Source organism: Polaromonas sp. P1_E11 (assembly GCF_056405995.1).
The window spans coordinates 181,141-201,201 of record NZ_JBFUBA010000003.1; the positions used below are offsets into that span (position 1 = coordinate 181,141).

The 20,061-nt window shown below is 61.7% G+C and carries 23 protein-coding genes, 2 tRNA genes and 1 pseudogene; 15 read left to right on the plus strand and 11 right to left on the minus strand.

All coding sequences use genetic code 11. The annotated features are described in order from the left end of the window. Positions 1-99 precede the first annotated feature (99 nt). Positions 100-176: transfer RNA gene (locus AC1D11_RS14625), tRNA-Arg, on the minus strand. Positions 177-417: 241 nt separating this feature from the next. Between AC1D11_RS14625 and AC1D11_RS14630 the strand changes: the two genes are divergently transcribed. Beyond that, the gene (locus AC1D11_RS14630) at positions 418-861 is read left to right on the plus strand and encodes a response regulator (RefSeq protein WP_477648732.1); all 444 of its coding nucleotides are present in this window, start codon (positions 418-420) and stop codon (positions 859-861) included. 77 nt (positions 862-938) lie between these two features. On the opposite strand, the gene AC1D11_RS14635 is transcribed toward AC1D11_RS14630, so the two are convergent. Next, positions 939-1,015: transfer RNA gene (locus AC1D11_RS14635), tRNA-Pro, on the minus strand. Between the two features lie 154 nt (positions 1,016-1,169). On the opposite strand from AC1D11_RS14635, the gene AC1D11_RS14640 reads away from it, so the two are divergent. Beyond that, a complete protein-coding gene (locus AC1D11_RS14640) occupies positions 1,170-1,556 on the plus strand; it encodes a DUF488 domain-containing protein (protein WP_477648731.1) in 387 nt (128 codons plus the stop codon). Between the two features lie 108 nt (positions 1,557-1,664). Here AC1D11_RS14640 and boxB read toward each other — a convergent pair whose 3' ends face one another. From boxB to AC1D11_RS14655, 3 genes are read right to left on the minus strand one after another with little or no spacing between them, the layout of a single operon-like run. Next, positions 1,665-3,089: a benzoyl-CoA 2,3-epoxidase subunit BoxB gene (gene boxB, locus AC1D11_RS14645; RefSeq protein WP_477651136.1), complete on the minus strand. Its 1,425-nt coding sequence runs from the start codon at positions 3,087-3,089 to the stop codon at positions 1,665-1,667. A 9-nt stretch (positions 3,090-3,098) separates the two neighbouring features. Continuing rightward, the gene (boxC, locus tag AC1D11_RS14650) at positions 3,099-4,802 is read right to left on the minus strand and encodes a 2,3-epoxybenzoyl-CoA dihydrolase (protein WP_477648729.1); all 1,704 of its coding nucleotides are present in this window, start codon (positions 4,800-4,802) and stop codon (positions 3,099-3,101) included. Between the two features lie 13 nt (positions 4,803-4,815). After that, complete coding sequence (locus AC1D11_RS14655; RefSeq protein ID WP_477648750.1) at positions 4,816-5,712, minus strand: helix-turn-helix transcriptional regulator; 897 nt, start codon at positions 5,710-5,712, stop codon at positions 4,816-4,818. A 134-nt stretch (positions 5,713-5,846) separates the two neighbouring features. Here AC1D11_RS14655 and AC1D11_RS14660 point away from each other — a divergent pair, with 134 nt between their 5' ends. The 9 genes and pseudogenes from AC1D11_RS14660 to AC1D11_RS14700 all read left to right on the plus strand — a co-directional run bounded on the left by AC1D11_RS14660 (position 5,847) and on the right by AC1D11_RS14700 (position 13,771). Then, positions 5,847-6,338 carry a flavodoxin domain-containing protein gene (locus tag AC1D11_RS14660; RefSeq protein WP_477648728.1) on the plus strand — a complete coding sequence of 164 codons (492 nt, stop codon included), beginning with the start codon at positions 5,847-5,849 and terminating at the stop codon, positions 6,336-6,338. A 96-nt stretch (positions 6,339-6,434) separates the two neighbouring features. Further along, entirely contained in the window at positions 6,435-8,012 is a 1,578-nt protein-coding gene (locus AC1D11_RS14665) for a benzoate-CoA ligase family protein (protein ID WP_477648727.1), read from the plus strand. Between the two features lie 196 nt (positions 8,013-8,208). Next, on the plus strand, positions 8,209-9,396 hold the full coding sequence (locus tag AC1D11_RS14670; RefSeq protein ID WP_477651137.1) for an ABC transporter substrate-binding protein: 1,188 nt from the start codon (positions 8,209-8,211) through the stop codon (positions 9,394-9,396). 106 nt (positions 9,397-9,502) lie between these two features. After that, on the plus strand, positions 9,503-10,129 hold the full coding sequence (locus AC1D11_RS14675; RefSeq protein WP_477648725.1) for a LysE family translocator: 627 nt from the start codon (positions 9,503-9,505) through the stop codon (positions 10,127-10,129). A gap of 7 nt (positions 10,130-10,136) precedes the next feature. After that, the gene (locus tag AC1D11_RS14680; RefSeq protein ID WP_477648724.1) at positions 10,137-11,000 is read left to right on the plus strand and encodes a branched-chain amino acid ABC transporter permease; all 864 of its coding nucleotides are present in this window, start codon (positions 10,137-10,139) and stop codon (positions 10,998-11,000) included. Positions 11,001-11,148: 148 nt separating this feature from the next. Further along, complete coding sequence (locus AC1D11_RS14685) at positions 11,149-12,171, plus strand: branched-chain amino acid ABC transporter permease (RefSeq protein WP_477648723.1); 1,023 nt, start codon at positions 11,149-11,151, stop codon at positions 12,169-12,171. After that, positions 12,164-12,682: pseudogene (locus tag AC1D11_RS14690) on the plus strand (ABC transporter ATP-binding protein); the annotation flags it as partial. The gene AC1D11_RS14685 and the pseudogene AC1D11_RS14690, both read left to right, overlap by 8 nt. Positions 12,683-12,820: 138 nt before the next feature. After that, a complete protein-coding gene (locus tag AC1D11_RS14695; RefSeq protein ID WP_477651161.1) occupies positions 12,821-12,913 on the plus strand; it encodes an ABC transporter ATP-binding protein C-terminal domain-containing protein in 93 nt (30 codons plus the stop codon). A 102-nt stretch (positions 12,914-13,015) separates the two neighbouring features. Beyond that, entirely contained in the window at positions 13,016-13,771 is a 756-nt protein-coding gene (locus AC1D11_RS14700) for an ABC transporter ATP-binding protein (protein WP_477648722.1), read from the plus strand. Positions 13,772-13,887: 116 nt separating this feature from the next. On the opposite strand, the gene AC1D11_RS14705 is transcribed toward AC1D11_RS14700, so the two are convergent. Further along, positions 13,888-14,733, minus strand: a complete 846-nt coding sequence (locus AC1D11_RS14705) for an IclR family transcriptional regulator domain-containing protein (RefSeq protein WP_477648721.1) — start codon at positions 14,731-14,733, stop codon at positions 13,888-13,890. 126 nt (positions 14,734-14,859) lie between these two features. Here AC1D11_RS14705 and pobA point away from each other — a divergent pair, with 126 nt between their 5' ends. Next, positions 14,860-16,029 (plus strand): 4-hydroxybenzoate 3-monooxygenase, encoded by a 1,170-nt coding sequence (gene pobA / locus AC1D11_RS14710; protein ID WP_477648720.1) that lies wholly within the window; start codon positions 14,860-14,862, stop codon positions 16,027-16,029. 32 nt (positions 16,030-16,061) lie between these two features. On the opposite strand, the gene AC1D11_RS14715 is transcribed toward pobA, so the two are convergent. After that, complete coding sequence (locus tag AC1D11_RS14715; RefSeq protein WP_477648719.1) at positions 16,062-16,562, minus strand: hypothetical protein; 501 nt, start codon at positions 16,560-16,562, stop codon at positions 16,062-16,064. Positions 16,563-16,617: 55 nt separating this feature from the next. On the opposite strand from AC1D11_RS14715, the gene AC1D11_RS14720 reads away from it, so the two are divergent. Beyond that, entirely contained in the window at positions 16,618-16,749 is a 132-nt protein-coding gene (locus AC1D11_RS14720; protein ID WP_477648718.1) for a hypothetical protein, read from the plus strand. A gap of 1 nt (position 16,750) precedes the next feature. Here AC1D11_RS14720 and AC1D11_RS14725 read toward each other — a convergent pair whose 3' ends face one another. The 4 genes from AC1D11_RS14725 to AC1D11_RS14740 are packed head-to-tail and all read right to left on the minus strand — an operon-like array spanning position 16,751 to position 18,154. Further along, a complete protein-coding gene (locus AC1D11_RS14725; RefSeq protein ID WP_477648717.1) occupies positions 16,751-17,077 on the minus strand; it encodes a TfoX/Sxy family protein in 327 nt (108 codons plus the stop codon). Positions 17,078-17,126: 49 nt separating this feature from the next. After that, complete coding sequence (locus AC1D11_RS14730) at positions 17,127-17,327, minus strand: hypothetical protein (RefSeq protein WP_477648716.1); 201 nt, start codon at positions 17,325-17,327, stop codon at positions 17,127-17,129. Positions 17,328-17,349: 22 nt separating this feature from the next. Further along, on the minus strand, positions 17,350-17,565 hold the full coding sequence (locus AC1D11_RS14735; protein WP_092127875.1) for a helix-turn-helix domain-containing protein: 216 nt from the start codon (positions 17,563-17,565) through the stop codon (positions 17,350-17,352). A 19-nt stretch (positions 17,566-17,584) separates the two neighbouring features. After that, a complete protein-coding gene (locus tag AC1D11_RS14740; protein WP_477648715.1) occupies positions 17,585-18,154 on the minus strand; it encodes a DUF2975 domain-containing protein in 570 nt (189 codons plus the stop codon). 217 nt (positions 18,155-18,371) lie between these two features. On the opposite strand from AC1D11_RS14740, the gene AC1D11_RS14745 reads away from it, so the two are divergent. Further along, entirely contained in the window at positions 18,372-19,325 is a 954-nt protein-coding gene (locus tag AC1D11_RS14745) for a CoA transferase (RefSeq protein ID WP_477648714.1), read from the plus strand. A 25-nt stretch (positions 19,326-19,350) separates the two neighbouring features. Further along, positions 19,351-20,031, plus strand: coding sequence for a DUF1294 domain-containing protein (locus AC1D11_RS14750; RefSeq protein WP_477651138.1), 681 nt, complete (start codon positions 19,351-19,353; stop codon positions 20,029-20,031). Positions 20,032-20,061: the final 30 nt, after the last annotated feature.

The window sequence follows — 20,061 nt, forward strand, 5'->3', positions numbered from 1 at the left end:
ACCGTACCGCAGCGACCGGAGCGTACCTCTGGGTACGTGAGGATCGCGAGGAACGTATTGGCTTTGATCACGGGCCCGCAGTAGCTTGAAGCGGTCGATTGGCCTGCCCGGAGGGGATCGAACCCCCGACCCTCAGCTTAGAAGGCTGATGCTCTATCCAACTGAGCTACGGGCAGTCTGTATGTGTGTGTCAGCGCGGCGGAGCCGCAAACTTGTGAACTGCAGGATTCAGTTCGTCGCGAATCATACCTTCAAACGCCTGCCGGACACCCCAGGCAACAGGGTCGAATGTGTCCGGCGCTCAGTGATTCGGGCTCAGTGGTTTGTTGTGGTTCTCACACACCGCAATGACTCACCTATGGCCAGTTCCCTGTCAGGGGTATATTGTCTACACGAACGATACGCAAAGGCACGCACATGACCCGACCAATCCTGCTGCTGGTGGAAGACAACCCTGCCCATGTCGAGCTCACCACGGTGACATTGCAGGAAAACGGTGCGGACCATGAAATCATCGTTGCCCGCGACGGCACGGAAGCCCTGGAATACCTTTTCTGCGAAGGTGCTTACAGCAACCGGCCCAACGACCATCCGCCCGAACTCGTCATGCTGGACCTGAATTTGCCCGGCCTCAGCGGGCTGGAAGTCATGCAGCGCATGCGGGCCGACCCCCGCACCTTCTTTGTACCAGTCATCCTCCTGACGTCCGAATCCAAATACTCCCCGGTGGTGAAAGAGCTCCAGGGCGGGCTCAACAGCTACGTGCGCAAGCCGCTGCACTTTCGGGATTTTCAGGAAAAACTGGAACAAGTGCGCGAATACTGGCGCACATCCAACTTTGGGTCCTTGCTCAAGCCCTGAAACGCCGCCGCTGGCGGGGCGCCCCAACAAACAGGCATGAAAAAGCCCACATAAGTGGGCTTTTTGCTGGGTATTTTTGGTCGGAGTACAAGGATTCGAACCTTGGACCCCCTGGTCCCAAACCAGGTGCGCTACCAGACTGCGCCACACTCCGACAAGTCAAATATTATAGCCCGAAGTTGGCTGACTTTCATGGACGGCCTCCAACTTTCTCTATGCCCCAGGGGAACCGCATCCCCCAGACGCCAGGCATGACCCCAAATGCTTCAAACAAAGCCTGCCAARATCGCACCCCAAAGGAGACTGCCATGGCCATCAAGATCGTGAGGCTGGGTACGACACGCACCGCTGGCGAGGGGCTGCGCATAGGCACCGTACGCAGGCCACCGCGCGGCGTGCCAAAAACGGAGTTTGCATCCGGTAACTGGTATGACGTGTGGTATCCCAATTTGGCGCCCAGCGTGGAAACCATGAAGCTGGGCCAGTCGGTTAACTCCGACAAGGACTGGGCAGCCTTCAGCAAAAAATACCGGGCTGAAATGAACGAGCCCGATGCCAGCCGCAACCTGGACCTGCTGGCGGCGCTGTCACACCAGGCGAATTTCGCTATGGGCTGCTACTGCGAGAACGAGGCGCGCTGCCACCGCTCGTTGCTGCGGGACCTGCTCAAGGAGCGGGGCGCAAAGATTGGTTAGCCCCCACGGTTGCTCACTGCGTGTAGCGCCCTGCCCCCCGAGGGGGTTGCCGCGCCTGCGGTCTGGCAAAGCCAGTCCCGCGGCCCCGACTTGGCTTAAATCGCTTCCTTAGAGTTTGACGTATTCGTATTCGAGCGGATTGGCATTGATACCGCGGTCGGGCGGCGCAATCCAGGCGGCCATCTTCCCTAGCTCGGTGACGCGGTTCATCAGGCTTTTGACAAATGCAGTGTCGGCCGGCGTGGGCAGCCACTGGTCTTTTTTCGCTTCGAAATCGGCGGCGCTGATCGGGTTGCCCAGCGGGTCGGTGAAGTTGCCGGCCCAGGCGCCGACCGCGCGGCGAAAACGTGTGGACGGCAGGGTCAACTCAAAATCCACACCCGCACGCTTGATGCCCATGTTCCAGCGCGTCACGCCGACATTGCAGTCCTTGACGTACTCGAGGCGCGTGATCTCATTCATGCCGTTGCGGGTTGAAATCGTCTCGTTTTTAATACCGCCCTGCCCGTTCGGCACCACTATACTCATCTCGGTTTCGAGTTCCACGTGGTCTGCGAACTTGGCTTCGTCCGGCCGGCCCTTGATGCCGTTGCTGAAGTAGTTGGCGGCGTTCGACGACGCTTCCGAGCCGAACAGGTCCAGCGAGGAGGTGAACCAGAAGTTCATGAATTTCTGCACCGTGGGCAGGTCAATTACGCCGGCTTTGCGCAGCGTGGCGACATCGTCGGTGTCCAGCTCTTTCATCACCTCCAGCGTGCGCTTGATGACACGGCCAACGCCGGTCTCACCCACAAACATGTGGTGGGCTTCCTCGGTCAGCATGAAGCGCGTGGTACGCGCCAGCGGGTCAAAGGCGGATTCCGCGAACGACTTGAGCTGGAACTTGCCGTCGCGGTCGGTGAAGTAGGTGAACATGAAGAAGGACAACCAGTTGTCCATGGGCTCATTGAAGGTGCCCAGGATGCGCGGCTTGTCGGCGTCTCCGCTGTGGCGCATCAACAGCTCTTCGGCTTCTTCACGGCCGTCGCGGCCAAAGTGCGCGTGCAGCAGATACACCATGGCCCAGAGGTGGCGGCCCTCCTCAACGTTGACCTGGAACAGATTGCGCAGGTCGTACAGAGAAGGCGCGGTGTGGCCCAACAGGCGCTGCTGCTCGACCGAGGCCGGTTCAGTGTCGCCTTGCGTCACGATCAGGCGGCGGAAGGTGGAGCGGTATTCGCCAGGCACATCCTGCCAGACCTCTTCACCCATGTGGTCACCAAAGCCGATTTTCCGGCCCTCTTCCTTGTCAGCCAAAAAGATGCCCCAACGGTAGTCGGGCATGGGCGTGTAGCCGTAGCTGGCCCAGCCGGAGGCATCCACGCCCACAGCAGTGCGCAAATAAACTTCCTTGGCCTTGAAGTCGCTGGGTCCCATCTCGTCCCACCAGTTCAGGAAGGCCGGCTGCCAGTGCTCCAGCGCGCGCTGCAGCTGGCGGTTTTCACCGAGGTGAACGTTGTTGGGGATGAGGGCTTGGAGGTCTATAGAGCTCATGGCGATTCCTTAAATCCGTTTCCAATCGAACTTGGCCTTTTTGCCAGTTCCAAATAATTTCAGCGCACCGTCCTCGCCCACCGCGTTGGGTCGAATAAATATCCAGTTCTGCCATGCGGACAGGCGCCCGAAAATACGCGTCTCCATCGTCTCTTTGCCCGGGAAGCGCAGCGAAGCTTCCATGCCGGTCATGGCGTCGGGCGAAAGCGAAGCACGCTCTTCCAGCATGATGCGGATCTCGTCTTCCCAGTCGATGTCATCGGGCGTCAAGGTAACGAGGCCGAGTGCCAATGCCTGGTCAGCGCGCAACGGACTGTCGCCAAGCTTTTGCAGTTGGGAAATCGTGGCATCGTCTTCGCAGAATCGGGTCTGCAGACGCGTCAGGCCATTGACGGCGGGGAACCAGCCGAAGTTGGCCGGGCTCAGTTGCAGCGCAGGCGCGGCGTCCGGTGAATCGGGCAAGTCCAGCATGTAGATGCGGTCGCAGGCCAGGGCCAGCTCGTAGAAAGTGCCGGCAAAGCATGAACCCGCATCGACCAGCGCAATCAGCGAACGGCTGGTGACGTCCAGCCGCGCCAGCGTGCGGCGCAACGCGCCCGTGGTTTCCTTGACCAGCCAGTGGTCCTTCAGTTTGGCCAGTGTTTCGTCCATGCGGATCACCTGGCCGGCATCGCCTGTGGTCTTGATGACCCAGGTGCCGACCTCCAGTTCGTTGGTGCGCAAGTTGAGGATGGCGTCGTCCAGTTCGCGCTGCAGCTTGAGCGGGTACCAGTTGGCACCGGCCGCCTCAATGGCTTCCGGCGTGGATTCAATGGCAGAAGCAGGCGCCTTCACCGTGACGGTGGCAATGCGCTTTTCGCGGTCGACCTGCGCGTTAACCAGGCTGTAGTGATAGCCGGCGTCATCAATAACGGCTTTCAGCGGGGTGAGTTCGATACCTTTTGAGGCTGCAGCCCTTGTGGACTGTGCGCGAAGCGCTTCAATTTCTGTAGCAAGCAAGTCGCCAAACTGCTGCGGCTTGGCATGCGCGTCGATCAGTTTCCAGTCCTTGGCGCGGTCGGCGCGCACGCCTTCGCTGGTCGTGCAGAAGATGTCTGCCAGGTCGCGGCGCACCTTGCGCTTGTCGGTCACGCGGGTCAGGCCGCCCGTGCCTGGCAACACGCCCAGCAAGGGCACTTCAGGCAGGCTGACGGTGGAAGAGCGGTCGTCCACCATGATGATGCGGTCGCAGGCCAGGGCCAGCTCGTAGCCGCCGCCGGCGCAGGCACCGGTCACGGAGGCAATCGCCTTGAGGCCGTCATGCCGCGAAGAGTCTTCCAGGCCGTTGCGGGTTTCGTTGGTGAACTTGCAGAAGTTGACCTTCCAGCCGTGCGTCGACAGGCCCAGCATGTAGATGTTGGCGCCCGAGCACCAGATCTTTTCCTTGCCCGACTCGAACACCACCACCTTGACGGCCGGGTGCTCAAAGCGCACGCGGTTGATCGCGTCGTGCAGTTCGATGTCCACGCCCAGGTCATAGCTGTTGAGCTTGAGCTTGTAGCCGGGCTTGATGCCGCCGTCTTCGTTGATGTCCAGCTTGAGGCGTGCAACGTCGCCCTCCACACTCAGCGTCCAGTGCTGGTACTTGCTGGGGTGGGTGGAGAAACTCACGAGCTCGCGCTCCTGGCCTTCGATGACCTGTTTGAATAAAAGCGGTTCTGTCATGGCGTTCATGGGGTGTCTCCGGTTATGCCCGTTCGACGGTGTCGCGGACGGTTGTTTTGGGAACGGCGCGTTCCAGGTCTTTGAGGCTTTGTTTCAGTGTGCGCGCAGCGGTATCAACCACGGCGTCGGCGCGGGCATAGAGCGCTTCGCGGCTCGAGAGGATGCGGCGAATGTCTTCCATCGCCTCGTCGGTCGCGCCGCGGGTCGTGTCGAAAGGCCGCATGTCGCCCTGGGCCACCACGCGGGCCATGTGTTCTTCGGGGTTGGCCTTGAGCCAGACGCAGTAAAAGCGGCTTTGCAACAAATCGAAGGTTTCGCGCTCGCTCACGATGCTGCCGCCCGTGGTCATGACGACACCGTCCGGGTGGTCTTCGGCGATGCGGAACAGCGCGCGGCGCTCATAGCGCCGGTAGCCGGCCTGGCCGTGCAGCAGCAAAATTTCGTTCATGCTGGTGCCGGCTTCGCGTTCAATCTCGCGGTCCAGCTCGATAAAAGGCACACCACGCTCGGCCGCCAGCTGGCTGCCCAAGGTGGACTTGCCGGCGCCGCGCAGGCCGATCAGCGCTACCCGCTGCTCGCGGCCCAGTGAGTCGCTGAGGCCGAAGGTGCTGCCAAGCAGGCTGTAGGCCTGGTCAAGCTGGGTGTCGTCCAGCCGTGTCAACAGGCCCTGCACACGGGCCAAAGCCGGCCGCGGCGCGTCCTGCAGCAACTCGAGAATGGAGATGTTCAGCGCCCGGGCCGCAGCTTCCAGGGAATTGATCGACACATTGCCCTTGCCGGTTTCCACATCGGCCAGAAAGCGTTCGCTCAGGCCAGAGTCCGACGCCAGCTGTTTGCGCGTCATGCCCCGGCGCGCGCGCCAGGCGCGAACGCGGGCGCCCAGTTCACTGAGCGTGGCTTTCGATTCCTGTTCGGACATGATTTCCAAGAAGCACCTGTGTAAAAAGTCGCCCTTTCAGGGCTTTGCCAGTTGCATTTCGTCTAAATTGCAGTATACTTCAGGTTAAATTGATGTCAAGCAGTTTATTGCATCTTTTATTTGGAGACTTCTTGATGAAACTCAAAATCCTTGTAGGTACCATGACAAGTACCGCCGACTATGTGGCACAGGCCATCCAGATGGATTGCGCAGACCTGGTCAACGACATTGAAGTCGAACTGATGGACAACCTGGACATCAGCGTCTTCGACGCTTCAAAGGCAGAAGATGCACTTTATCTCATCTGCAGTTCCACCTACGGCTCCGGCGATGTACCCGACAACGCCCGCGCCCTCTATGAATCATTGAGCGCCAACCCGCAGTTCCTGGGCCATGTGCGCTACGGCGTTATCGCGCTCGGCGACCGCACCTATATGCAGACCTTCTGCTTCGGCGGCAAGAAGTTTGACGAACGCCTGCAAGACCTTGGCGCCCAGCGCATCGGAGATATCTGGTGCCACGACGCCAGCAGCGGCACCATGCCGGAGACAGAAGGCACCGAGTGGTGCCGCCAGTGGCTCACCGGCGCGCTGCAAACGCTGGGAGCAAGCCCGGCCACCGCCTGATCTGCGCCATGTATTTGTAAGAAATCGGCCCGTAGCGCTTGATGTGCGTGCGCAAGCAGCTACAAAAATAATAGCAAGAGCAATCTGGAGACAAGCATGCAAGCAAGTAGCGCAGACCATTCGGCAAGCCCACCACGGGTAACCATTCCGCGCAATTACAACGCCGCGCACGACCTGCTGCAGCGCAATGCCAGCCGTGCGGGCAAGGCCGCCTTCATCGATGCCACCACCGGCGAGGCGCTGACTTACGGCGAACTCACCGACCAGGCCCACCGTTTTGCCAACGCCTTGCGCGCCCAGGGGGTGGCCCCTGAAAGCCGTGTGCTGCTGGCCATGCTGGACACGCCGCAATGGCCCGTCGCTTTCCTCGGCTGCATTCTTGCGGGTGTGGTGCCCGTGGCGGCCAACACCCTGCTCACCCCTCCCGACTTCGAGTTCATGCTGCGCGACTCGCGGGCGCAGGGCCTTATCGTCTCCCATGCCCTGCTTTCGGCCTTTGAGCCGCTGCTCAAGAAAATAGAGACGCTGAAGGCCGTGATCGTCGCCGGCATTGAAGAATCCCCGTCACATCCAACGCTGACCGGCATCCTGCGTGCGCAAGCTGCTACCAAAACCATAGCAGACACCTGCGCCGACGGCGTCTGCTTCTGGCTCTATTCCAGCGGCTCGACCGGTGCGCCCAAAGGCACCGTGCACCTGCACAGCCACCTGATCCAGACGGCCGAACTGTATGGCCGCGGCGTGCTGGGCATCCGGGAAGACGACGTGGTGTACTCCGCCGCCAAGCTCTTTTTTGCCTACGGCCTGGGCAACGCGCTGACTTTTCCCATGAGTGTGGGCGCCACCACGGTGCTGCTGCCCGCACGGCCCACGCCCGCTGACGTGTTTGCCTTGCTCAAAAAATACCAGCCCACGATTTTTTATGGCGTACCCACTTTGTATGCGGCCCTGCTGGCCGATCCGGCCCGGCCGGCAAAGTCCGAGTTGCGCCTGCGCGTGTGCACCAGCGCCGGCGAAGCCCTGCCCGCTGAAATCGGCAAAAAATGGACCGCGCAGTACAGCTGTGAAATCCTGGATGGCATCGGCTCCACCGAGATGCTGCACATCTTTTTAAGCAATCGCCCTGGCCAGGTGCGCTACGGCACAACCGGTCAGGCCGTGCCGGGTTACGGGCTGCGCATCATCGGCGACGACGGGCGCGAATGCGCCGACGGGGAAATCGGAGAGCTGCAGATCAGCGGCCCCAGCGCGGCCATCATGTACTGGAACAACCGCGCCAAGACCAAAGCAACCTTCGCCGGCGAATGGACCAAGAGCGGCGACAAGTACACCCGCGATGCTGACGGCTACTACACCTACGGCGGGCGCAGCGACGACATGCTCAAGGTCGGCGGCATTTACGTCTCGCCGTTTGAAGTCGAAGCCTGCCTGATGACGCATGCCGCCGTACTGGAAGTGGCGGTGATAGGCGTGGCCGACGCCGACGAGCTCGTCAAGCCCAAGGCCTATGTGGTGCTCAAGGCTGGGCAGGCCACCACCGTGGACGAACTCAAGGCCCATGTGAAGCTGCAGCTTGCACCCTACAAATACCCGCGCTGGATTGAATTTGTGAACGAGCTGCCCAAGACGGCCACCGGCAAGATCCAGCGCTTCAAGCTGCGCCAGCCGCACTGACATGGAAAACCCCGGGAAGCAGGCATCCGGAAAATACCCTGCACCCGAGGGCCAGAAAAATGCGCGAACCGGGCACGGGTATTGCTTTAGGCATAAACAATTTAATCTTCAATCTCGGGTTTTACACTAGGGCTGCATACACAACGCACGCTTACTATTCGTCTCACTGTCTTCAGTCTCAACCAGGAGCTATTCCATGACTTCACGCCGACTTGTATTGACCCGCAGTGCCGCCGTTATCGGTGCCGCTTCCACCGGCCTCCTGCTGCCCGAAATCGTGCGTGCGCAATCCGCCAAGGTGCGTGTGGGTTTCATGCTGCCCTATACCGGCACCTTTGCCCAGCTTGGCGTCGCCATTGAAAACGGCTTTCGCATGGCCATCAACGAACAAGGCGGCAAACTCGGCGGCCGCGAGATCGAATACTTCAAGGTCGACGACGAGTCCGAACCTTCCAAAGGCATTGAAAACGCCAACAAACTGGTGCAGCGCGACAAGGTCGACGTACTCGTCGGCACGGTGCACTCGGGCGTGCAGATGGGCATCCAGAAAGTCGCCCGCGACTCCGGCGTGCTGAGCCTGATCCCCAACGCCGGCGTGCACGCCGCCACGCGCAGCCTGTGCGCGCCCAATGTGTTCCGCACGTCTTTCACCAACTCGCAGCCCACGCGCGCGCTGGGCAAAGCCATGGTCGACCGCGGCCACAAAAAGGCTGTGTGGATCACCTGGAAATACGCCGCAGGCGACGAGGCCTTTGAAGGCTTCAAGGAAAGCTATACCGCCGCGGGCGGCACCATCGTCAAGGAACTCGGCCTGCCCTTCCCGCAGGTCGAATTCCAGGCCTTGCTGACCGAGATCGCCGCGCTCAAGCCTGACGCCGTGGCTTGCTTCTTCGCCGGCGGGGGCGCAGCCAAATTCATCAAGGACTACGCCGCCTCGGGCCTGAAGGAAAAGATTCCCCTGTACGGCTCCGGCTTCCTGACCGAAGGCGTGCTTGAGGCCGCCGGCCCCGCTGCCAACGGCATTATCACGACCATGCACTACAGCGACTCGCTGCCAACGCAGCGCAATGGCCAGTTCCGCCTGAGCTATGCCAAGACCTTCCGGCTGCAGCCCGACGTTTACGCCGTGCAGGGATACGACACCGGCCTGCTGCTGATCCAGGGCGCCAACGCGGTGAAGGGTGACCTGAGCAGCAAGCCGGCGCTCTACAAGGCCCTGGAAGGCGCCGTCATCGACAGCCCGCGCGGCAAATGGACCATGAGCCCGTCGCACAACCCGGTGCAGGACATGTACCTGCGCGTGGTCGAGAACAAGGAAAACAAGGTGATCGGGATTGCTGCGAAAGCACTCGCCGACTCAGGCGCCGGTTGCAAGATGGCCTGATCGCTTTAGTTTTCAGCGCAATGGGAGGTCTAAGGCCTCCCATTTTTTTGAACAAAGCTGGCACAGACCATGCTGACGGGTCTTTAGCAATGCTATCTTCACGCCCATGACGCTCACTACCTACCTCCTCTACGTCGCAGCAGTTGCCCTGCTGATCCTCACGCCCGGCCCGACCATGCTCATGTGCATGACCAATGCCCTCAACCATGGCCCGCGCAAGGCCATGACATCTGTGGCCGGTAGCGTGGGTGCCGTGCTCTGCGTCATGCTGTTGTCGGCCATGGGCCTGGGCGCGCTGCTGGCCGCGTCGGAAACCGCCTTCACCGTGGCCAAAGTCATTGGTGCGGCCTACCTGATTTATCTCGGTGTCAAAACCTTCCGCAGCGAGGCGGCCGTATTTGACCCCGCTGCCGGCGAAGCCCCGGCCCAGCGCCGCTCGTTCTTTCTCCGTGGCTTCCTGGTCGGGGCCAGCAACCCCAAGGCTGTGCTGTTCTTCGCGGCCTTCTTTCCCCAGTTCCTGAACCCGGCCGCGCCATTCGTGCCACAGTTCGCCATCCTCGCCCTGACCTTCATGGCCTTTGAGTTCACCGTGCTGACCTGCTGCGCGCTGGGCGTGGCACGCATCGCGCCGCTGCTGCGCTCCAGCCGTGCTGTGCGCTGGTTTAACCGGGTGTCGGGTGGCTTGTTCACGCTGATGGGCAGTCTCTTGCTATTCACACGTCGCCACACCTGATCGGACTATGGATCTAGCCAACTTCCTCATCCAGCTGCTCAACAGCGTCCAGTACGGCCTGCTGCTGTTCATGCTGGCCGCCGGCTTGACGCTGATTTTCGGCATCATGGGTGTGGTCAACCTGGCCCACGGCAGCTTCTACATGCTGGGCGCCTACCTGGCCTGGTCGCTCAGCACGTTGACGGGAAGCCTCACGCTGGCCATCGTGCTGGGCGCGGTGCTGTCGGTCGTCTTCGGCCTGGCGCTGGAGTGGTTGCTGTTTCGCCATTTCTACAACCGCGATCACCTGGACCAGGTGTTGCTGACCTTTGGCCTGATCTATATCTTTGAAGAAGTGCGCTCCATCCTCTGGGGCGACGATGTCCATGGCGTGACGATTCCCGACCTGCTCAGCGCCTCTATTCCGCTCACCGACAACCTCTCCTACCCGGTGTATCGCCTGTTCATGTCGGGTGTTTGCATCGCACTGGCCCTGGGCCTTTATTTCATGATCTCCAAAACCCGCCTGGGCATGAAGATACGCGCCGGCGCCTTTAACCGCGACATGGCCGAATCGCTGGGCATCAACATCAAGCTGATCCACGCCGTGGTGTTCGCGCTGGGCGTGGGCCTGGCGGCGGTGGCGGGCATGATCGCCGCGCCCGTGGCCAGCGTCTATCCCAACATGGGCTCGCAGGTCCTCATCATGTGTTTTGTGGTGGTGGTCATTGGCGGCATCGGCTCGGTGCGCGGTGCGCTGATCTCCGCCTTGCTGGTCGGCTTGGTCGACACCATTGGCAAGGTGCTGCTGCCTTCGATGGCGGGCATGCTGGTTTATATGTTGATGGCCGCTGTCCTTTTGTGGAAGCCAGAAGGACTCTTTAAACAATGAATTCCATGGCCCCCACGCTTGTCACTCCGTGTACTGCGCTGCCCCCCGAGGGGGCGCTGCGCCTGCGGCCCGGCAAAGCCGGTTCCGCGGCCCCGGCCTGGAGGAGAAAAGCCTCCACACATCCAGTTCAGTTATCGGCTAAAGCGCTATGAGTTCAGCCAAATCCAATCTCGAAATCCTGCCGCGCGGTGTGCAGGTGGCGCTTGGGCTGGGTCTGATCGCGCTGATCGCCTTCCCCTTCGTCGGCACCGACTTCTACACCCAGATGGTCACGCGCATGATGATCATGGCGATTTTTGCCATGAGCCTGGATCTGCTGCAGGGCGTGACAGGTCTGGTGTCGCTGGGCCACGCAGCCTACTTCGGCCTGGCCGGGTATGCGCTGGCCTTTTTGACACCCGCAGGCGAGCCTGTCAGCCTGTGGTGGACTTTGCCAGTGGCCGTGGCGGCCTCGGGCCTTGCCGCGCTCATCATCGGTTTCTTCGTGGTGCGCACCCACGGCATCTACTTCATCATGGTCACCATGGCGTTTGCGCAGATGGTGTTCTACCTCTTCTTCGACAACAAAGTGCTGGGCGGCTCCGACGGGCTGTACATCAACTTCAAGCCCAGCGCAGCGATCTTCGGCTGGGTGCCCTTCGACCTCGACAAGAAAGTCACGCTTTACTACTTCACGCTCGCGGCCGTGCTGCTGGTCTATGCCTTTTTACGCCGCCTGCTCTGGAGTCCCTTCGGCCGCACGCTGGCCGGCATACGCGTCAACGAACACCGCATGCGCGCCATGGGCTTCGGGACCTTCGGCTACAAGCTCTCGGCCTTCACGCTGGCCGGCGCGCTGGCGGGCCTGGCCGGCTACCTGTGGGGCACGCAGACCGGCTACATCAACCCCGAGCTCATGGGCTTTCACATGAGCGCGCATGCCATCATGATGGTCATCCTGGGCGGCATGGGCAATTTCGCGGGCGCCATCGTCGGCGCCTTCGCGTTTGAATATCTGCTGCACGTCTTCAAGGACTTGCCGCAAATCGGCAGCGTCAACCTGGGCAAGCACTGGCAGCTGTGGATGGGCCTCTTCATCGTGCTGCTGGTGACCTTCGCGCCGCGCGGCATCCTGGGCTTGGTCGAAAAATTCACCCAGCGCAAGAATAAGGCGGAGGCCGGCCATGAGTGAAGTCCTCCTCAGTGCAAAGAACCTGACAAAACGCTTCGGCGGGTTGGCTGCCGTCAACGACGTATCGGTCGATCTGTGGCGCAACCACATTCACGCCGTCATCGGCCCCAACGGCGCCGGCAAATCCACGCTGACCAACCTGCTCTCTGGCGACTTGCCGCCGACCTCGGGTACGGTCACGCTGGGCGGGCACGACATCACAGGCTGGACACCCGAAAAAATCTCGGGCAAAGGACTGGGCCGCAGCTACCAGAAGACCAATATCTTTTTGCCCTTCAGCGTCTGGGAAAACGTCCGGCTGGCGTCACAGTCGCGCGCGCCGCATGCCGCGCACTGGCTCAAGCGCGCCACGAACTTCGCGGCAGTCAGCACCCGCGCCGAAGAGGCGCTGGAGCTGGCCGGCCTGCAACACCGCAAACACAGCATCGCCGGCACCATCAGCCACGGTGAGCAACGCCAGCTTGAGATCGCGATGACGCTGGCCACCGAGCCGCAAGTGCTGCTGCTCGACGAGCCGCTGGCCGGCATGGGCGTGGCCGAAGCCGAGCGCATGGTCGCCCTGTTGCTGGCCATCAAGAAAAATCACGGCATCCTGCTGGTCGAGCACGACATGGACGCGGTGTTCACGCTGGCCGACAAGCTCACGGTAATGGTCAACGGCCAGGTGATCGCCAGCGGCACGCCCGCGCAGATCCGTGCCGACGCAGGCGTGCAGGCAGCGTATTTAGGCGAGGAGCACTGAGAATATGGCCCCCACGCTTTTCACCTTGTGTAATGCGCTGCCCCCCGAGGGGGCTGGCCTTGCTTGGGGCGGCCCGGCGCTGCGGCCCCGCCTGGAGACCTTATGAGCATGGTTGAGAAACAGATCGACATCCTGATCGGCGCCCAGGACATTCACACCTACTACGGTGCCAGCCACATCCTGCGCGGCATAGATTTTCACGTCGCGCGCGGCGAGACCATAGGCCTCATGGGCCGCAACGGCATGGGCAAGAGCACGCTGCTCAAAAGCATCATGGGCCTTGTCAAACCGCGCTCGGGCTCGGTCGCAATCAACGGCAGACCCATGACGGGCGCCCCGCCCTACGAAATCGCCCGCCTCGGCATCGCCTATGTCCCCGAAGGCCGCGGCATCTTCGGCAACCTCAGCGTGACCGAGAACCTCAAGATGGCGGCGCGCGCCGGCAGACCCGGAAGCGCCGCAGACGGCGTGGGCCGCAGAAACGACTGGACCTACGAGCGTGTGCTGGAGACCTTTCCGCGCCTGAAGGAACGCCTGAACCACGGCGGGCAGCAGCTTTCGGGCGGCGAGCAGCAGATGCTGACGATCGGCCGCGCGCTGATGACCAACCCCGATGTGCTGATCCTCGATGAAGCCACCGAAGGCCTGGCGCCGCTGATTGCGCGGGACATCTGGCGCATCTGCGGCCTGATTCGCGAGACCGGCATCAGCAGCGTGATCGTCGACAAGAACTGGAAACACGTCACCCAGATCACCGACCGCAATGTGATCCTGGTCAAAGGCCAGGTCGTGTTTGAAGGCAGCTCGGCCGAGCTGCATGCCAGGCCGGAATTGCTGGCCCAGTACCTGGGCGTTTAGGCTGCCGGCGCGCCTGCGCCTTGCCGGCAATCGCTATCGTTTTAATAGCTGGTTGCGCCCGTCCCTATTGCCTTCAAGCCTGATTTCTTATTAAAACCAGATGCACGGCGGGCAACCTACAGCAGTGACCGCAACTCACGCGCTGCATCCAGCAACAGCGGCAGCAGTTCTTTTTGCAGCAGGTCTGCACGCAGCCGCTGCGGCGACGACACCACATTGAGCGCGGCCACCGTATGCCCCTGCATGTCGCGCAGCGGCACGGCCAGCGCATGCACGCCCAGCTCATGCTCTTCGCTGGCCACGCAGTAATCGTCTAGCCGCACCTGGTCAACAAGCGCGCGAAGTTTGCGCGGGTCGGTCGTCGTGTGCAGAGTCAGCCGGGCCAGGTTGCCTGTGTCGATCCTGGCCTTCAGCCAGGCATTGAAATCGCTTTTTGTTTTGGCGGCCAGCAGCACACGCCCGGTGGAGGTCGCATGCGCCGGCAGGCGCGCACCGAGGTGCAATCCGTAGGCCAGCACGCGCGCCGGCGCCGCCCTGCCACTGTCTGCCGGTGACTTCCACTCAAAACCGCTGCGGCCAATGATGACAATCTCGTCGCCGTCCAGCACCGCGACGGAAAACGACTCCTGCGTTTGGGCGGCCAGCCGGTTTAGCGCGGGCTGGACAGCGCGCGGCAGGCGCGCGGTGGCCAGGTAGCTGCCTGAAAAGCGCAGCACCTTCGCGGCCAGCCAGAAATAGCTGCCATCGGTTTCCAGGTAACCCAGGTGTGTGAGCGTGAGCAGGTGCCGGCGCGCGGCCGCCCGCGTGATGCCCGCGCGTTCCGCTGCCAGCGTGGCGTTCAGGCGCTGGCGCTGCGTGTCAAAACTCTCGAGCACGGCCATGCCTTTGGCCATGCCTTCAATCATGTCGGGCTTGGCGATCGGGAAAGCGCCGGGTTTCAAAGCGGTTTTTGAAGTGACCATTGCGCGATCATCGCACAAGTGAGACGGACATCGTGCAAAGCCGCAGCCACGCGCTGCGCGCGGCGCACGCAGCCGCATAACCTTCTCGCATGGGGCACATTGCCCGACAAATTAAACGGAGACACCATGCGCGTACAGGTAGCCATCGTGGGCGGCGGTCCCGCCGGGCATTTGCTGGGCCAGCTGCTTCATAAGGCCGGCATCCATGCCATCGTGATTGAGCAGCGCAGCAAGGAATACGTGCTGGGACGCATACGCGCAGGCGTGCTGGAGCAAGGCACAACCGACCTGCTGGACGAGGTCGGCGTAGGCGGCCGCATGCACAAGGAAGGCCTCGTGCACGGCGGCTTCGCGCTCGGCTTTGGCGGCGCCCATCACCGCATTGACATGCAGCAACTGACCGGCGGCAAACAGGTGATGGTCTACGGCCAGACGGAAGTCACACGCGACCTGATGGACGCGCGCGCCGCGGCAGGCCTGGCAACCGCCTATGAAGCCGAAAACGTGAGCCTTCATGACTTTGACGAGCCACACCCCAAAGTGCGTTATGTGCAGCACGGCGTGGCGCACGAAGTGGAATGCGACTTCATTGCCGGCTGTGACGGCTTTCACGGCGTGAGCCGCGCCAGCGTGCCGGCCAATGCGCTGCAGACCTTTGAGCGCGTCTATCCTTTCGGCTGGCTGGGCGTGCTGTCAGAAACGCCACCGGTCTCTCACGAACTTGTCTACAGCAACCATGCGCGCGGTTTTGCCCTGTGCAGCATGCGCAGCCACACCCGCAGCCGCTATTACGTGCAATGCCCGCTGGACGACAAGGTGGAGAACTGGAGCGACAACGCTTTCTGGGACGAGCTGCGCCGCCGCCTGGCGCCCGAGCTGGCGGAAAGCCTGGTCACAGGCCCGTCGATTGAAAAAAGCATTGCGCCGCTGCGCAGTTTTGTTGCCGAGCCCATGCGCTTCGGCCGCCTCTTCCTGGCAGGCGACGCGGCCCACATCGTGCCGCCCACGGGCGCCAAGGGTCTGAACCTGGCGGCCAGCGACGTCCGCTACCTGGCTCGCGCACTGGCAGAGTTTTATGCGGGCAGTGAAGCCGGCATTAACAGCTATTCAGACACCTGCCTGCGCCGCGTCTGGAAGGCTGTGCGTTTCTCCTGGTGGTTCACCTCGCTCATGCACAAGTTTCCCGATGGCGGGGAGTTCGGCCACAAGCTGCAGGAGGCCGAGCTGGATTACCTGATCCATTCGCCGGCGGCAGCGACTTCGTTAGCAGAGAACTATGTGGGGCTGCCGCTTTGAAGCAAGCTGGACCGCGCGACCTGTGAATCCGGCTAGGGCATGCCTTGCTCGCAAACAAGATCCATATATCTGAATTCCTCGCCTTCAAAACGAAGAATCTTGCTGTCTTCGGGCTTCTCCCCTGCAACGACCGGGGGCAGAGCCGACGCGGCGAGAAACCGGATCTCACCACGGTCTCCTTTTGAGCGATCTGCGGGGTCTACCGGCCCACCACGAAGCAGTTGGGCGCCGCCACTTGCGTAGCCCAGAGTGCTGCCAAAACGCTTGATGCTGCAGCCGCCCAGAATGGCAAGTGCCGGGATGAAATACATCGCGTCCTGGCCGCTTCGTTTGTTGGAGTTCAGCTCCCCCAGAACAAAGGTCATCTCGTACACATTGGGCGATTTGAAGCGAAACGTCGTTTTCGCCTCGCTGAAATACGTGTCGATACGCAAATCGGACGCGGTGTAAGTGACATCTTTTGGCTGGCTGGCACAGCCCTGCAACGCAAAGGCCAACAGTAGCGATACCGTAATCGTCAATAAAAATCTCACGCGGTTCTCCTTTCAATATGGCTCATCAGGCCGGGACACCAGCAGGTCACCCGGGTTGCAATTCGTGCCGCTCACGGGCGCCAAAGGCTTGAACCTGGCGGCCTGCGACACGCGCTACCTGACCCGCACTGGCCGGTTTTATGCCGGCGACAAGACCGGCATCAACCACCATTTCGGTCCGGCGTAAATCAGGCGCCCGCCGCGCTGATCGCTTGCCGGGCCCACACCAGCAACTGCGCCGGGTCATCGAGCAGTTCCGCTGGCGCGGCATAGTATTTGCGCACCTGCACCACACCGTTCTTTGTTGAGTAGCTGAAGGGTTTGGAGCCCTTCTTCTCATACGCCGGCCGCGAGGTGTCGTCCACCCGGAAGTACAGGGTGTTGCCCATGACCATGGCGAACTGTTTGCCACCGTGCTTCATCGCATGGCCGCCAAAGAACTTTCCATCGCGGATATCTCCCAGCGGCACCAGCAGTTCACGCACATAAAGAACGAATTCGGCGCTGGCGCTCATGCGGCCTGCCCAGCTGCGGAGATTTTTTGTTTGAACTTCATGAAGGCCATTATGGCGATGGCCGCCTGCCGGCCGTCAGGCATTGCGGGTCATTGAAGGTGGCCGGATTGGCGCGGTCACACGGAATGCTGCAATTGCCCGCACCCCGGCAAGCCGATTTAACGGACTCCTTGGCGGTTTGTTCCCAGTTGATATCGGCGCAGGCGCTGAGCAGGGCGACCAGGGCCGCGGCGATGGCAAGACGTTTCATGAGGAAGCTCCGGAACAGTGAATCAGGTGGTGTCGTCTGGCCGCGAAACCAGCAGGTCCCCCGGCTGGCAATCGAGAAATTCGCAAATGCGCATCAGCGTGTCAAAGCGCACACCCTTGACCTTGCCCTGCTTGAGCAAGGACAGGTTGGCTTCGGTGATGCCGACATACGCGGCCAGGTCTTTGGACCTGGCCTTGCGTTCAGACAGCATCACATCGAGTTTGACAACGATGGGCATGCGGTGAGCAGCGAAAGAGTCAGACGAACTGCGCGTTCTCTTCGGCCAGTGCCACTGCCCGCGCCATCACGGCAGCGATTTGCCAGACCATGCCGGCAAACAGCAGCGTCAGCAATTCATTGCTGCCCATGCCCAGGGACAGCGCACGCTGGCCGGCCGGTGCGCCCGATGTCAGCACCAGGGTGATCAGCGTTGAAGACACCACGCTGGCCACCACCGACGCAAAAATACCGGCGGCAAAACCGCGAAGATATTTGACAGTGCGCACACTGAAATATTCCGCCTGCGAAAAACCGGAGAAGCAGCGCATGGCGCACACCAGCCCGTACGACGCGCAGCACACCGGCAGCACGCCCAGCAAGGCGGCAAAACTTTTCTGGGCCAGCGTGACGTCAAGCGCAGCGGCTTGCGACGCCGACAACACAACCCCGGCGCGCAACAACAGGCTTTCAACGGGCGTACTGAGCAGGTGGTAAGCCACCGCCAGCGGCAATGCCACCGCGAGCAAGGCACAAGCCCAGGCCAGCACGCTGCTAATACCCTGAACATCCGGCCCGGAGGGGACCACGGGAGTTGCCGTATTTTTCAAGGGAGCACCTCTTTGCGGTGTTTAAAGGCCTCCAGTGTCTCAGAATAATTACTGTAAAACAATAATTAATAGTCATAAAACAGAAATTTTTCTCACCGCCAGTTGAGCGGCAGTGACACCCGTGAAGCCGCCGCCAAAGGGTTTGAGGTAAATTGACCCCACAACCGCCCGGTGCCCGACGCTTTGCGGCCCCTGCCCGTTCACAGTGACCTCCTCCATGCCGCCCTCACCCTCCAAACCCGCCCCCGCCCGCAAAACAGCCTCCACCGCCAAGGCAGTCCAGCCAATGCAGTCACTCAAGGGTGTGCGGGTGCTGAGCCTGGCGCTCAACCTGCCGGGCCCGGCCGCCCTGATGCGCTGCCGCGAAATGGGCGCGCGCTGCGTGAAGCTGGAACCACCGCCGCACGAAGGCGCGCCGGCCGGCGCATCGGGTGACCCGATGAAGCTCTACAACCCCACCGCCTATGCAACTCTGCATGCGGGTGTGCGCATCGCCACAGCCGACCTGAAAACCGGACGCGGCCAGAAGCTGCTGCACCGCGAACTCGCCAAAACCGACGTGCTGCTCACTTCCTTCAGGCCAGCCGCGCTGGCCAAGCTGGGGCTGACCTGGAAAGCACTGCACAAACAGCACCCGCACCTGAGCCAGGTCGCCATCGTCGGCAGCCCGGGGGAACGGGCTGACGAGCCGGGCCATGACCTGACCTACCTCGCGCAGAACGACCTGATCACCGGTGTGGACCTGCCCGCCACGCTGTACGCCGACATGGGCGGCTCACTGATGGCCAGCGCAGCCGTGCTGCAGGCCGTGATGCACCAGCGAACGAAAGGCAGGGGTGTTTTTCTGGAAGTAGCCCTTTCCGGCGCGGCGGCCTACCTGGCCCTGCCCCGCGCCTGGGGACTGACCCGGCCCGGCGCTGCTGTGGGCGGCGGGCATGCGGGCTACCGTGTGTACCGCTGCAAGGACGGACGCGTAGCGCTCGCTGCGCTGGAGCCGCACTTTGCCGCGAGCCTGTGCGCGGCGGCCGGCGTGGCAGCCTCCAGCATGAAGGCCATGTTTGCGCCCGCCACGCACGCGGCTATTGAAGCCTGGCTTCTGGGCAAGACGCGCAAGGAGCTGGACGCGCTAGCCGTGGAGAAAGATATTCCGCTACACACGCTGGTACGGTAGGCCACTTGCATCGAACCATATATTCATGAGGAAGCAAGGAACGATTGCACGTTGGGACGCAGCACGCGGATTTGGATTCATCCGCAGCCAAGTCTCAGGGGCGGACGTCTTTTTCCATACGCGAGATGTACGTGGCGGCCTGCAGCCGCGCGAAGGGACGGTTGTCACCTTTGAAGAAATTCATGTCGGCGGTAAAGGCCCGCGTGCGATGGCGATCGAAGCAATGAGTGTGAAACAGAGTCTCACCGCCGTCCCTGCTCGCTCTCGTGCTGAAAACAGGAACATCCCGCGACGGCGCCTACAAAGGCAAACCGCCGCCTCGGCTGCGGGACCCGGTTTCGGGCTCATGCTGCTCATCAGCATGGCCTATGGCGGGTTGATGCTTTGGGCTGTCTGGCGCTCGCTGCTGCCCTGGTGGACATTACCGGCGTCGTTTGTGCTCAACCTGCTGACGTTCTGGGTGTACTGGGCGGACAAACGCGCGGCGCAGACCGGTCAGTGGCGCACACCGGAAAACACGTTGCAACTCCTGGCGCTGGCGGGCGGCTGGCCCGGCGCATGGCTGGCACAGCAGGTCTTGCGGCACAAGTCGAGCAAGCAATCGTTTCGGGATATCTACTGGCTGATGGTCTTCTTGCACGCGCTGCTTATTTGGGCCTGGCTGTTTTGGCCGCCGCTGAGAAAGTCGCTGACTGTCTGGCTGTAGTTTCAGGCTATCAGACTGCACTCGCTATCA